10 protein-coding genes are annotated in these 13,963 nt (G+C 73.8%); 5 read left to right on the top strand and 5 right to left on the bottom strand.

The features are described from left to right. Both F9B16_RS23060 and F9B16_RS23055 read left to right on the top strand, forming a co-directional pair. Positions 1-1,581 (top strand): M1 family metallopeptidase (locus tag F9B16_RS23060; RefSeq protein ID WP_318839253.1); only part of this gene is annotated, 1,581 nt, incomplete at its 5' end. A 309-nt stretch (positions 1,582-1,890) separates the two neighbouring features. After that, the gene (locus tag F9B16_RS23055) at positions 1,891-3,318 is read left to right on the top strand and encodes a M1 family metallopeptidase (RefSeq protein WP_151542188.1); all 1,428 of its coding nucleotides are present in this window, start codon (positions 1,891-1,893) and stop codon (positions 3,316-3,318) included. A 219-nt stretch (positions 3,319-3,537) separates the two neighbouring features. On the opposite strand, the gene ilvA is transcribed toward F9B16_RS23055, so the two are convergent. The 3 genes from ilvA to F9B16_RS23040 all read right to left on the bottom strand — a co-directional run bounded on the left by ilvA (position 3,538) and on the right by F9B16_RS23040 (position 6,995). Continuing rightward, complete coding sequence (gene ilvA, locus F9B16_RS23050) at positions 3,538-4,764, bottom strand: threonine ammonia-lyase (protein ID WP_151542187.1); 1,227 nt, start codon at positions 4,762-4,764, stop codon at positions 3,538-3,540. A 75-nt stretch (positions 4,765-4,839) separates the two neighbouring features. Beyond that, positions 4,840-5,835, bottom strand: a complete 996-nt coding sequence (locus F9B16_RS23045) for an ROK family protein (RefSeq protein ID WP_151542186.1) — start codon at positions 5,833-5,835, stop codon at positions 4,840-4,842. After that, positions 5,835-6,995 carry an FIST signal transduction protein gene (locus tag F9B16_RS23040; RefSeq protein ID WP_151542185.1) on the bottom strand — a complete coding sequence of 387 codons (1,161 nt, stop codon included), beginning with the start codon at positions 6,993-6,995 and terminating at the stop codon, positions 5,835-5,837. The genes F9B16_RS23045 and F9B16_RS23040 overlap by 1 nt, the downstream gene beginning before the upstream one ends. 179 nt (positions 6,996-7,174) lie before the next feature. Here F9B16_RS23040 and F9B16_RS23035 point away from each other — a divergent pair, with 179 nt between their 5' ends. The 3 genes from F9B16_RS23035 (at position 7,175) to F9B16_RS23025 (ending at position 11,343) form a co-directional block, all read left to right on the top strand. Next, positions 7,175-8,596, top strand: a complete 1,422-nt coding sequence (locus tag F9B16_RS23035; protein ID WP_151542184.1) for a sigma 54-interacting transcriptional regulator — start codon at positions 7,175-7,177, stop codon at positions 8,594-8,596. 37 nt (positions 8,597-8,633) lie between these two features. Beyond that, positions 8,634-10,715 carry a vWA domain-containing protein gene (locus F9B16_RS23030; RefSeq protein ID WP_151542183.1) on the top strand — a complete coding sequence of 694 codons (2,082 nt, stop codon included), beginning with the start codon at positions 8,634-8,636 and terminating at the stop codon, positions 10,713-10,715. Positions 10,716-10,785: 70 nt separating this feature from the next. Next, entirely contained in the window at positions 10,786-11,343 is a 558-nt protein-coding gene (locus F9B16_RS23025) for a hypothetical protein (RefSeq protein ID WP_151542182.1), read from the top strand. 27 nt (positions 11,344-11,370) lie between these two features. Here F9B16_RS23025 and F9B16_RS23020 read toward each other — a convergent pair whose 3' ends face one another. Further along, on the bottom strand, positions 11,371-12,543 hold the full coding sequence (locus tag F9B16_RS23020) for an alpha/beta hydrolase (RefSeq protein WP_225991874.1): 1,173 nt from the start codon (positions 12,541-12,543) through the stop codon (positions 11,371-11,373). Between the two features lie 150 nt (positions 12,544-12,693). Next, positions 12,694-13,842, bottom strand: a complete 1,149-nt coding sequence (locus F9B16_RS23015; protein WP_151542181.1) for a cystathionine gamma-synthase — start codon at positions 13,840-13,842, stop codon at positions 12,694-12,696. Between the last annotated feature and the right edge of the window lie 121 nt (positions 13,843-13,963).

Below are 13,963 nucleotides of genomic sequence, written 5' to 3'. Positions count from 1 at the left end.
GGCCTCGCGCTCCGCGGCGGCGGCGCGCTGCGCGGCACCGCCGGGCTGGCCGCGCTCGCCGTCGCGGGCTCGCTGACCGCCGCCTGCGAGGTCTCCATCGGGCACGGGAAGTCGGGGTCCGGGCCGTCCTCGGCCGCCGCCGCGGGCCCCGCCGGGCCGACCACCGCCGGCGACCCGTACGTCCCCGGCGACGGGAACGGCGGCTACGACGTCCAGAACTACAACCTGAAGCTGAACATCACGCCGGACGCGTCCACCGAGCTGACCGCGACGGCGACGATCACGGCGACGGCCAAGGAGCGGCTCGGCCGCTTCAACCTGGACCTGACCGGCCTGACGATCTCGTCCATCACCGTCGACGGCAAGCCGGCGCGGCAGCAGCGGGCGGGCAGCGAGCTGGAGGTCACCCCGGCCAAGGAGCTGGCGAAGGGCGCGAAGTTCACCACCGTGGTGAAGTACTCGGGGACGCCGCGCACCATCTCCGACCCGATCCTCGGCACCTACGGGTGGGTCCGCACGTCCGACGGGGTGTTCATCGCCTGCGAGCCGAGCGGCGCGCACACCTGGTTCCCCGCCAACGACCATCCGAGCGACAAGGCCACGTTCGACTTCGAGGTCACGGTGCCGCAGGGGCTGACGGCGATCGCCAACGGCGAGCCCACGACGCCGGTGACCGGCTCGGACGGAGGCGGCACGCCCGGCCTCCCCGGCGCGCCCGGCGGCGGCTCGGGCGGCGGTCCGGGCGGCGGGGAGTCGCCCGGCGGCGGGTCCCCGAACGGCGGCCCGTCGGTCGTGCCGGCCGCCGACCGCCGCGCCACGACCACCACGACCTGGCACGTCAAGGAGCCGATGGCGACGTACCTGGCGACCGTGGACGTCGGCCGGTTCGCGGTCCGCACCGGCAAGACCGCCGACGGCAAGCCGGTGATCACCGCGGTGGACCCGAGCGTCCCGGGCGTGAACGTGGACGCGTTCGCCAAGCTGAACGCCGACGTCATCGACCAGTGGTCGAAGCTGTTCGGCCCGTACCCGTTCGACTCCGCCGGCGGGCTGATCGACAACGCGCAGGTCGACTTCGCGCTGGAGACCCAGACCCGCCCGGTGTACGGGGCGTTCGGGCTGCAGCCGACGGTCGTCGCGCACGAGCTGTCGCACCAGTGGTTCGGCGACAGCGTGAGCGTCGGCCGCTGGCAGGACATCTGGCTGAACGAGGGCTTCGCGACGTACGCCGAGTGGCTGTGGGGCGAGAAGTCCGGCGGGCCGAGCGTCCAGCAGCAGTTCGACGAGCGGTACCGGGAGGGGTCGGCGGGCGAGCTGTGGGACGTGCCGCCGGGCAACCCGGGCCGCCGCCAGATGTTCGGCCGCTCGGTGTACGACCGGGGCGGCATGACGCTGGTCGCGCTGCGGAGCCGGATCGGCGAGCCGACGTTCTACAAGCTCCTGCAGACGTGGACGAAGCAGCACAAGTACTCGACCGGCACGACGAAGGAGTTCATCGCGCTGGCGAACGAGGTGTCCGGCAAGAAGCTCGACGCGTTCTTCGACGCCTGGCTGTACCGCAAGGGCCGCCCCGCGAAGTGACCTAGGGACGGCAACGGTCTCGGAAAATGCGGCCCGGTTCCCGCACCCGCGGGCCGCGCGTACGGCACCATCCAGCAGTGAACGGACCTTCCGGACCGTCCGCCGTCCGCGGCGGGCGGCCCCCTGGTCGGCTCGCCGGAGCGGCGGGCGGCGGCGCCTTGTCCACAGCCCGTACCGCCGGCCCCCGTTCCGGTTCCGCCGCGAAATCCGTCCCGGACCAACGAATTCGAGATGGAAACGCGCTTGAACACCGCCCCGGCAGCGGAAATTCTTGATCCACTTGTGTCGTCTCACCCGAGGACGAGATCGATGAGCAGAACCCCCAGAGCTCTTGCCGCCGTGGTGCTCGGCGCCGCGGCGGGCCTCATGGTGTCGGCGGCGGCCCCCGCCGGCGCCGACGCCGTGCGGTTCACCCCGGGCGCGCCCGGTGCCGGCGACCCCTACTTCCCGGACATGGGCAACGGCGGATTCGACGTCTCCCACTACGACATCGCGCTCCGCTACGACCCGAAGACGAAGGCGATCCAGGCCGTCACCACCGTCACCGCGCGCGCCACGCAGGACCTGTCGCGGTTCGACCTGGACTTCCAGGGCCCGCTGAAGATCTCCTCGCTGACCGTGGACGGCCACAAGGCCGCCTACACGCGCTCCGGCGCGCAGGAACTGGTGATCACGCCGCGGAAGGGGCTGCGCGAGCACCGCCGGTTCCAGGTCCGCGCCGTCTACTCCGGCGTCCCGCAGACCATCAACGACCCGGCGCTGGGCGTCTCCGGGTGGATCCCGACGGCCGACGGCGGGATCATGCTGAACCAGCCGATCGGCGCCGCCACCGTCTACCCGGTGAACGACCACCCGACCGACAAGGCGACGTACTCGTTCACGCTCACCGCGCCGCAGGACCTCACCACGCTCGCCAACGGCGACCTGACGGACAAGCGCACCAAGGCCGGGCTGACCACCACCCGCTGGGAGATGCGCAGCCCCATGGCCAGCGAGCTGGCCATGGTCGCGTTCGGCAGGTACGACGTGGTCACCGGGCGCACGAAGGGCGGCGTCCCGAACCTCACCGCGACGGACCGCGCGATGGCGATCTCCGCGGCGGACGCCAAGAAGTTCAACCAGCAGACGGCCGAGGTCGTGGACTTCGAGTCCGGGCTGTACGGCCGCTGGCCGTACTCCTCCACCGGCGGCGTCACGGTGAAGGCGGGCGTCGGCTACGCGCTGGAGACGCAGGGCCGCCCGGTGTACGACCTGGGCCGCCACCCCGGCGCGATCCCGTCCGGGGACCTCCTCGCGCACGAGCTCGGCCACCAGTGGTTCGGTGACTCGGTGTCGCCGGAGCGGTGGGCGGACATCTGGCTGAACGAGGGCTTCGCGACGTACTCGGAGTGGCTGTACGGCGCCGCGCACGGAGGCAAGACCGTCCAGCAGGCCTTCGACGACGACTACGCGACCCCGGCGAGCGACGACCTGTGGAAGGGCAAGGTCGCCGACCCGGGCCGCGACCACATCTTCGACGGCCTGGTGTACGACCGCGGCGCGATGGCGATCCACGTGCTGCGCCAGACCATCGGCGACAAGGCGTTCTTCAAGCTGCTGAAGGCGTGGCCCGCCCGCTACCGCTACGGCAACGCCTCGACGAAGGACTTCGTCGCGTTCGCCCAGCAGATCGGGCACAAGGACGTGAGCGACTGGGCCGCCAAGTGGCTCTACTCCGAGGGCAAGCCGGCCCTCTGACCGACGCTGCGGAGGGCGCGGCCCGCCCGCTCCCTCCGCAGCGGTCTCCTCAGCCGTTAACGACCCCGAGCGTCGCGATCGCGAGCGAAGCCGGATTCGAGCGAAGCGAGAATCCGATCGCGCAGCGAGCCCCTGGGCGAGCCGGAGCGATGCAGCGATCGCACGCAGTGCCCGTTGAAGGGAGGGCCCCCAGGGCCCGACCGCCAAGGGCGCTGCAATTCAACTCAGCGTCAGGGTGTAGCCCTTGGCGCGGAGGCGGCCGATGACGTCCTCGGAGTGGTCGGCGCCGCGGGTCTCCAGGTGCATGAGCACCTCCGCCTCCTCGACGTGCAGCCGCGCGGCGACCCGCTCGTGCATCACGTCCAGCACGTTGACGCCCAGCTCGGCCAGCTCGCTCAGCAGCGTGACGAGCGCGCCCGGACGGTCCTTCAGGCGGCAGCGGACGACCAGGTACCGGCCCGCGCCCGCCAGGCCGTGCCGCAGCACCTTCGACAGCAGCAGCGGGTCGATGTTGCCGCCCGACAGCAGCACGACGACCGGCGGCTTCACCGCGTACGAGTGCTCCAGCAGCGCCGCGACCCCGGCCGCGCCCGCGGGCTCGACGACCTGCTTCGCGCGCTCCAGGCACAGCAGCAGCGCCTGCGAGATCGACTCCTCGGTCACCGTGACGACGGCGTCGACCAGCTCGCTGACCAGCCCGTAGGTGATGTCGCCTGGACGGCCGACGGCGATGCCGTCCGCCATGGTGGGCTGCAGCTCGACGCGGACGGGCTGCCCGGCCGCGAGCGACGGCGGGAACGCGGCGGCGCGCTTGGCCTGCGCGCCGATGACCTTGACGCCGGAGTCGCGGCCGAGCTCCTTCGCGGCGCCCTTCACCGCCGCCGCGACGCCCGACATCAGCCCGCCGCCGCCGACCGCGCCGACGACGGTCGCGACGTCCGGGCACTGCTCGAGGATCTCCAGCCCGATCGTCGCCTGCCCGGCGACGACGTCGAGGTGGTCGAACGGGTGGATGAAGACCGCGCCGGTCTCCTCGGCGTGCTTCTGCGCGGCGACGAGGCAGTCGTCGACGGTCGGGCCGGGGAACCGCACCTGCGCGCCGTACCCCTTGGTCGCGGCGATCTTCGGCAGCGGCGCGCCGACCGGCATGAACACCGTCGACGCGCAGCCCAGCATGGACGCGGCGAGCGCGACGCCCTGCGCGTGGTTCCCGGCGCTGGCGGCGACGACCCCGCGGGCCCGCTCGTCCGCGCTCAGCCGGGCGATCCGCACGTACGCGCCGCGGATCTTGAAGGAGCCGGTGCGCTGCAGGTTCTCGCACTTCAGCAGCACCGGCCCGCCGATGAGCTCCGACAGCACCCGGGAGGAGATCAGCGGGGTGGGCACCGCCACGTCGCGCAGGAGGTCCCGTGCGGCGCGTACTTCGTCGATGAAGACGGCACTCATGCCACGATCTTCCCACGGGCGGCACCGGGCCCCGGCCCGCACGGTTCGGCCCCGCCCGGTTCGGTCCCGCCCGGTTCAGTCCCGCACGTTCCAGTAGCGGTCCGCGGCGAAGACCAGCGCGGCGGCGCCGATCAGCCCGGCGGTCTGCCCGAGCGCCGCCGGGACGATCTGCGTCTTGCGCGCGAAGGCCATCCACGCGTGCGCCCGGAACGCCTCCTCCACCGGGTCGAACAGCAGCGCGCCCGCCTGCGACACGCCGCCGCCGATCGCGACGACGTCCAGGTCGCACAGGTGGGTCGCGGACGCGATCGCGACGCCGATGGCGTGCCCCGCGCGGCGCATCGCGGCGACCGCGACCGGGTGGCCGCGGCGCGCGTCGGACGCCAGCTCGACGCCCGTGACGTCCTGCCCGCCGGGCCGCCAGCCCTCCCCGCGCGCCCAGGCGACCAGCCCGGGGCCGCGGGCGATCGCCTCCAGGCAGCCGTGCCCGCCGCACTCGCACGGCGGCCCGGACGGCTCGACGACCACGTGGCCGATGTGCCCCGCGTTGCCGCTCGCGCCGTCCACGAGCCGCCCGCCGAGGATCAGGCCGCCGCCGACGCCGGTGGACACCACCATGCCGAGCAGGTTGCTGCGCCCGCGCCCGGCGCCGCGCCAGTGCTCGCCGATCGCGACGCAGACGGCGTCGTTGTGGACGCGGACGGGCAGCCCCGGGTACCGGTCGCGGAGCCGCTCGCGCAGCGGGAACCCGCGCCAGGCCGGGATGTTGAGCGGCGACACCTCGGCGGCGGGCCAGGTCATCGGGCCGCCGCAGCCGCAGCCGACGCCCGCGAGCGCCGGCGAGCCCGCGTCGGCGTGCACCTTGTCGAGCAGGCCCTGGAGCGTCCGCCACAGGCCCTCGGCGTCCAGCCCCTCCCCGCTCGGGGTGGCGACGCGGTCGTAGGCGACGACGCGCCCGCCGGGCTCGACGACCGCCGCGGCCAGCTTCGTCCCGCCGATGTCCACCGCGAGGACGGGCGCGGCCCTGCCGCCGCCCGCCGCCGCGGCCTCGGCCGGATCCGCAGCCGCCATCACCGGTCCCCCGCCCGGCCGAACGCCAGGATGGACGCGGTGAACCCGTGCACGTGGTTGCGCCCGGCGACCGGGCCGATCTCGCCCGCGGCGAAGAACCCGCCGACCCCGGCCGGCCCGAACGCCCGGTCCAGCACCTTGGCGTCGTGGTCGGAGTCGGGGAACATCGCCTGCCCCCGCCCGTTGCAGGAGATCAGCAGCGCCCCCTCGACGGGCGCGAGGTCGAACCGCTCCAGCAGCGCGGTCAGCTCCTCCTCCGCGGCGCCCGCGTCGCGGACCTGGAACCGGACGGTCCGCCCCACGTCCACCACGTCGCCGATCGCGATCGCGCCGCTGTCGGTGTCGGCGCCGACCACCCCGCGGACGAGGAAGTCGCCGCGCTCGTGCTCGTCGGCGTACTCGTCCATCGCGACGCCGATCAGCAGGCCGCGGCCGGCCAGCTCCTGCTCGTCCTCGGGCAGCTCCAGGACGATCTGCTCCAGCTTCTCCAGCGCGGGCACGCCCGCCAGCTCGTACAGCACGTTCTCGTCGGCCTTCGTCACCACCATGTCGGGCCCGATCGGGCGGGCGCCCTGGCTGACGACGGTCGCGGCGCTGACGGCGCCGCCGATGACCACGCCGACCGCGCCGTCCTCGTACACGTCGCCGTCCACGAACAGCCGCGCCTCGCCGTGCTCGCCCGCCTCGGCGAGGCCGCCGACGAGCGCGAGGCCGGGCAGCGCGTCGTCGGAGCGCTCGACGAACGCGTCCACCGGGAAGCTGTAGGGGTCGGCCAGCAGCAGCCCGACCACGTCGTCGTCCTGCCCTTCCGGCATGCCGACCACGATCAGCTTGTCCTCGGCCTTCAGCGTCTCCAGCCGGAACGCCTCCAGCCGCGCGCCGGGCAGCACCGCCGCCCACGCGCTGACCGCGCCCGCGTCCTCCACGCCCCGGCCCCCGCCGATCACCCCGGACGCGCTGCAGCCGATCACCAGCGCGGGCGCCGCGGCCAGCGCCGCGCGCCGCGCCGCGGCCGCGATCTCCTCCGGGTCGTCCCCGGAGATGAAGACGCAGACCAGGTCGGGCGCCGCGGACAGCGGCGCGAGCGCCTGCTCGACCGCGGACACGGCGGCACTGGACAGATCGGGGCCGAGGGCCAGGCCGTCACCGAATCGCGCCATCGGCGCCGCCTCCCTCTCTCCGTTCACCGGGTCGCATCACACCTCCCAGTCTCCCCCGCCGGACGCATCTGACCCAACATCGAGGTCTCGCTCGGGTCTCGGCGCGCCCGGGCGCGGGGGCCGAGGAATCCGCGGCGGACGGGTGCGATCGCGCGCTTCGGCGACGTAGTGTCGATCGCGTGCGTTCATCCACACCACGCGAGACCACACTGGGCGAGCTGCGCACCAGCGGCCACGTCCAGCGATCGGTGAAGGCCGAGATCCGCCGCAACCTGCTCGCCCGGCTGAGATCCGGCGAGCCGCGCTTCCCCGGCATCCTCGGCTTCGACGACACCGTGCTCCCCCATCTCGAGCGCGCCCTGCTCGCCGGCCACGACCTCGTGCTGCTCGGCGAGCGCGGGCAGGGCAAGACGCGGCTGATCCGCACCCTGGTCGGGCTGCTGGACGAGTGGACCCCGGTGGTGGCCGGCTGCGAGATCAACGACCATCCCTACGACCCGGTGTGCGTGCGCTGCCGCCGGCTCGCCGCCGAGCTCGGCGACGAGCTGCCGGTCGAGTGGCGGCACCGCGACGACCGCTACGGCGAGAAGCTCGCGACGCCCGACACGAGCGTCGGCGACCTCATCGGCGACGTCGACCCCATCAAGGTGGCCGAGGGCCGCACCCTCGGCGACCCGGAGACCGTGCACTTCGGCCTCGTCCCGCGCACCAACCGCGGGATCTTCTCCATCAACGAGCTGCCCGACCTGGCCGAGCGGATCCAGGTGGCGCTGCTGAACGTGCTGGAGGAGCGGGACGTGCAGATCCGCGGCTACGCGCTGCGGCTGCCGCTGGACGTGCTGCTCGTCGCGTCCGCCAACCCGGAGGACTACACCAACCGGGGCCGGATCATCACCCCGCTGAAGGACCGCTTCGGCGCGGAGATCCGCACCCACTACCCCCTGGAGCTGGACGCCGAGCTGGCGCTGATCCGGCAGGAGTCCGACTTCGCGGACCTGGCGGGCCTGCCCGCCGAGGTGCCCGACCACCTGATCGAGGTCATCGCCCGCTTCACCCGGCTCGTCCGGGAGTCGACGGCGGTGGACGCGCGGTCGGGCGTGTCGGCGCGGTTCGCGCTGGCGGGCGCCGAGACGGTCGCGGCGGGCGCGGTGCGGCGCGCGGCGCTGGCCGGCGAGGAGCGCGCCGTCGCGCGGGTCTGCGACCTGCCGGCGGTGGTGCCGTCGCTGATGGGCAAGGTGGAGTTCGAGGTCAGCGAGGAGGGCCGCGAGCAGGAGGTGCTGGAGCACCTGCTGCGCCGCGCGGTCGCCGAGACCTACCGGCGCACGCTCGGCCCCGCCGACCTGTCCGGGCTGCTGGACAAGTTCGACTCCGGCGACACCGTCGAGTCGGGCGAGCTGGTGCCCTCCACCGAGCTGCTGCGGCGGATCGGGCAGGTGCCCGGCCTCGCCAAGATCATGGAGCGGCTCGGCATGTCCGGGGAGTCCCCCGAGCAGGCCGCGGCCGCGCTGGAGTTCGCCCTGGAGGGGCTGTTCCTGACCCGGCGGCTGTCCAAGGACGTGCAGGGCGGCCGGGCCGACGGGACGGCGACGTACCGGACCTGAGCGCGGGTCCTGGAGGCGCCATGTCCGAGGAGGTTCGATGAGCCGGTACAGGTACGGCGCGTACGAGGACGGGCCCGACCCGCTCGCACCGCCCTACGACGTCCGCGACGCGCTGGACGCGATGGGCGACTCGGTGCTGGACGGCACCCGTCCCGACGACGCGCTGCGGGAGCTGCTGCGCCGCGGGCTGCCGAACGCGCAGGGCCGCCGCGGCCTCGACGACCTGCTGCGGGAGGTGCGGGAGCGGCGGCGCGCGCTGCGCGAGCGGGGCCGTCTCGACGGCACGCTGGAGGAGGCGCGGGCGCTGCTCGACACGGCGATCGGGCAGGAGCGGGCCGAGCTGTTCCCGGACCCGTCCGACGACGCGCGGCTGCGGGAGGCGGAGCTGGACGCGCTGCCGTCCGACACCGCGCAGGCGATCCGCCGGCTGTCGGACTACCAGTGGCGGTCCGACGCGGCGCGGCAGACGTTCGAGCAGCTGAAGGACCTGCTGCGGCGGGAGGTGCTGGACTCGCAGTTCCAGGGCATGAAGCAGGCCCTGCAGAACCAGGATCCGGCGGCGATGCAGCGCGTCAAGGACATGATGGCGTCGCTGAACGAGATGCTGGAGAAGGACGCGCGGGGCGAGCACACCCAGGCCGACTTCGACCGGTTCATGGACGAGTACGGGGACATGTTCCCCGACCGTCCGGAGAACCTGGAGGAGCTGGTCGACCAGCTCGCCCGCCGCGCCGCCGCGATGGACCGGCTGCTCGCGTCGCTCAGCCCCGAGCAGCGGGCCGAGCTGGCGGGGCTGATGGAGCAGGCCATGCAGGACGCGGGCCTGGCCATGGAGATGACGCGGCTCGGTGACGCGCTGCGCGCGCGCCGTCCGGACCTCGGCTGGGGCCAGCCGGAGCAGATGGACGGCGAGAACCCGCTCGGGATGGGCGACGCGACGACCGCGCTGGCGGAACTCGCCGACCTGTCGGAGCTGGAGGCGGCGCTCGGGCAGGACTACCCGGGGGCGCGGCTCGACGACATCGACGAGGACGCCGTCCGGCGGGCGCTCGGCCGGCAGGCCGTCGACGACCTCGACGCGCTGCGCCGCCTGGAGAAGGAGCTGGAGAAGCAGGGCTACCTGCGGCGCAACCGCGGGAAGCTGGAGCTGACGCCGAAGGCGGTGCGGCGGCTCGGCGAGACGGCGCTGCGCCGGGTGTTCTCGCAGCTGACGTCCGGCCGGCAGGGCGACCACGACCAGCGCGACGCCGGCCAGGCGGGCGAGCTGACCGGGGCGAGCCGGGAGTGGCGGTTCGGCGACGAGCAGCCCCTCGACGTCGTCCGGACGGTCAGCAACGCGATCCGGCGCAGCGCGATGGAGGGCCCTCCGCCCGGCGCGGCGGCGGGGCTCGTCGCGGTCCCGGCGGCGTCCGTGGAGTCGCTCGCCGCGGCCGAGGTGCTGGAGCCGGTGGGCGCCGACGCGGTGGACCCGCGCGGTCCGGCGCGTCCGGCGCGGGTGCGGCTCGGCGTCGACGACTTCGAGGTGCACGAGACCGAGCGGCGCACCGGCGCGGCCGTCTGCCTGCTGGTGGACCTGTCGTACTCGATGGTGCTGCGCGGGACGTGGGCGGCGGCCAAGCAGACCACGCTGGCCCTGCACACCCTCGTGACCAGCAAGTTCCCGCAGGACGCGATCCAGATCATCGGGTTCTCCAACTACGCGCGGACGCTGCACCCCGAGGAGATGGCCGGGCTCGACTGGGACATGGTGCAGGGCACGAACCTGCACCACGCGCTGATGATCGCGGGCCGGCATCTGGACCGGCACCCCGACTTCGAGCCGATCGTCCTGGTCGTCACCGACGGGGAGCCGACCGCGCACCTGCGCCCGGACGGCCGCTCGCTGTTCGACTACCCGCCGTCCACCGACACGCTGGTGCTGACGCTCGCCGAGGTCGACAAGATGACCCGGCGCGGCGCCACGATGAACTTCTTCATGCTGGCCGACGACCGGCGGCTGGTGTCGTTCGTGGAGGAGGTCGCGCGCCGCAACGGCGGCCGGGTGTTCGCGCCGGACGCCGACCGGCTCGGCGAGTACGTCGTCAGCGACTACCTGAGGGTCCGCCGGGGCCGCCGGTAGGCCACAGGGCCGCCGGGCCAGGGCCGCCGGTGGCGCGGCGCCCCGGCACGCCGGGGGCTAGGGTCGGCACATGTCGACCTCCGACCGCATCCTGCTCATCCTGCACATCGGGTTCGCGATCTTCACGCTGGGCCCGCTGACCGCCGCGACGATGTCCACGCCGCGCTACATCCGCCACCGCAACGCCACGGTGGTGCGGTACCTCAACCGCACGACGCAGATCTACGGCGCGGGCACGCTGCTGATCTTCCTGTTCGGGCTGTGGCTGGCGAAGGGCGAGCTCGCGCACGTGTGGCTGTCGGCGTCGATGACGCTGTTCATCGTGGCGCTGGTGCTGCTGCTGATCGTCGAGCGGGACCAGCGGAAGGCCGCGAAGCTGCTGGACGAGGCGGGCCCCGCGCCGGCGGCGGTCGCGGCGGCCGCGCCCCAGGCGGAGGCCGAGGCGGCCGCCGAGGCCGAGGACGGCGGCGAGTCGGGCGCCGCGAAGACCACCGGGGAGACGCCGGTGGCGGCGAGGCCCGCGGCCGGCGAGGTCGCCCAGGTGGAGCGCGGACGCATCGCCGCCATCTCCGGCGTCATCGCGCTGATCTGGCTGGTGATCCTCGTCCTGATGGTCTGGAACGCCTGACGTCGCGCGGGGCGCGTCCCGCCGGGGTCAGGGGCGCGCCTTCGTGTGCGCCTTGATCCACTGCATGATCTCGGGCGTGACGCCGGGGACGTTCAGCATGTCCGAGGCGTGCATGACACCGTCGACCGTCTGCACCTTGACCTGGACGCCCGCGGCGCGCAGCGCGCTCGCGAGGCCCTGGCTCTGCGTCACCGGCACGAAGTCGCCGGTGGCGTGCAGCAGCAGCATCGGCGCGTCGCCGGCGGACGCGTGGGTGGTGGTGTCGGCGTCCTCGACGCGCTTCCAGCAGTCGGCGGCCTCGGCGGTCTCCTCCGCCGAGCCGGGCACGCAGTGGACGAGGTCGACGACGGCCTGGCGCAGCTTGCGCTGCCGGGACGAGGCGTCGAGCAGCGCGCCGTCCTTGTAGGCGAGGAACGGGTTGTTCGGCGGCGACAGGGCCACGACGCCGCGGACGAGATCGGTGCCGGTCCCGTGGGTGCCGATCTGCGTCGCGAGCTGCCCGCCGGACGACGAGCCGAGCACGACGATGCGGTCGGGGTCGAGGTTCCACGTGCGGGCGTGCTTCTTCATGAACCGGAGGGCGCCGAGGGCGTCGTCGCGCTGCGCCGGCCACTGCGCCTTCGGCGCGAGCCGGTAGTTCGCCGACAGGACGACGTAGCCGGCGTCGCTCAGCCTCCGCGCGAAGTACTTCCAGCTGTCCTTGCTGCCGCCCAGCCAGTACCCGCCGTGGATGATCAGCACGCCGGGCCGGGCCGCGGTCTGCGCGCCTGCGGCGCCGGCGGGGGCGCGCTTGGCGCCGCGGGCCTTGGCCCGCTGGGCGGGCGTCGGCTGCCAGTAGGCGTCGACGCGCTGGCTCGCGGACGGCCCGTAGCTGTACGTCGCGAACCGGGGGAGCTTGGGCGTCACCATGACGGCCTTGGCGCGGACGACGCCGTCGGTGCCGCCGGCGGTGCCCTGCGGCTCCCCGTCGGGGGCCTGCGACGACGGCGTGCCGGACGGCGACCCGGTGCCGGGCGCGCCGCTGCCGGAGGGACCGGTGGGGGCGTCGGATCCGGGGGCGTCCGTGGGGACGTCCGACGGGGCCGACACCGACGGCGTGGGGCTCGGGCCGGGAGTGGTGGCCTGGGCGGCCATCGGCACGGCTACGGCGGAGACACACGTCGCGGCGAACGCCGCCCCACTGACCAGTACTTTGCGCACCCCGGGCCCCTTCGTGAACGAACCTGGCGGGCTGAGTATAGATGTTTGATCACGTGCCTTGCGGGAAGCATGGGGCGTTCGGGGTTTTCGCCCTCCGGCACGGCGACGCCCCCGTCCGCGCGGACGGGGGCGTCTTCGCAGGTCGGAACGTTACCCCAGGGCGAGCTCCAGATCGCGGAGGAGGTCGTCGGCGTCCTCGATGCCGACCGACAGCCGGACCAGGTCGCCCGGGACCTCCAGCGGCGACCCGGCGGCCGACGCGTGGGTCATCCGGCCGGGGTGCTCGATCAGGGACTCGACGCCGCCGAGCGACTCGCCGAGCGTGAACAGCTTCGTCCGCTCGCACACCCGGACGGCGGCGTCCTCCGAGTCCATCCGGAACGAGACCATGCCGCCGAACGCCCGCATCTGCTTGGCGGCGACCTCGTGGCCGGGGTGGTCGGGCAGCCCCGGGTAGAGCACCTCCCGGACGGCCGGGTGCCGGGTGAGCAGCTCCACGACCTTCTCGGCGTTGGCGCAGTGCCGGTCCATCCGGACGCCGAGCGTCTTGATCCCGCGCAGCGTCAGCCAGGCGTCGAACGGGCCCGCGACGGCGCCCATCGCGTTCTGGTGGAACGCCAGGCGCTCGCCGAGCCCGCCGTCCGCGACGATCAGCGCCCCGCCGACGACGTCGGAGTGCCCGCCCATGTACTTGGTGGTGGAATGCACCACGACGTCCGCACCGAGCTCCAGGGGCCGCTGCAGGTAGGGCGAGGCGAAGGTGTTGTCGACCGCGAGCAGCGCGCCCGCGTCGTGCGCGATGCCCGCGAGCATGGCGATGTCGGCGATGCCGAGCAGCGGGTTCGTCGGCGTCTCCACCCAGATCAGCTTCGTCTCGGGACGGATCGCCGCGCGCACGGCCGCCGCGTCCCCGAGCGGCACCGGGTCGAACGAGACGCCCCACGGCTCGGCGACCTTCGCGAAGAGGCGGTAGGTGCCGCCGTAGGCGTCGTTCGGGATGATCACATGGTCGCCGGGTTTGCAGACGGTGCGGATGAGCGCGTCCTCGGCGGCGAGCCCCGACGCGAACGCCAGCCCGCGCGCCCCCGCCTCGATCTCGGCGAGGCATACCTCCAGCGCGGTACGCGTCGGATTGGCCGATCGGGAGTACTCGTAGCCGCCGCGCAGCCCCCCGATCCCGTCCTGCTTGTACGTGGAGACCTGGTAGATCGGCGGGACGACCGCCCCCGTGGCGGGGTCGGGCTCCTGTCCCGCGTGGATGGCCAGGGTCTCGAACCCCCGGTGAACCTCGTTGTCCATGGGTACGAGGCTATCCACCCTCCGCCCCTCCTCTGGGAGGAGGAGCTCCCCCGGAGGTATCAGCCCCCATTTCAGCACGCGGGTTGACGGCAGGAGCGCGAGCGTTCCCTACCGTTTAACG

Source organism: Actinomadura montaniterrae (assembly GCF_008923365.1).
Lineage (GTDB): Bacteria > Actinomycetota > Actinomycetes > Streptosporangiales > Streptosporangiaceae > Spirillospora > Spirillospora montaniterrae.
The sequence above is the reverse complement of the archived record's forward strand: the minus strand, read 5'-3'. Positions and strand labels throughout refer to the sequence as shown.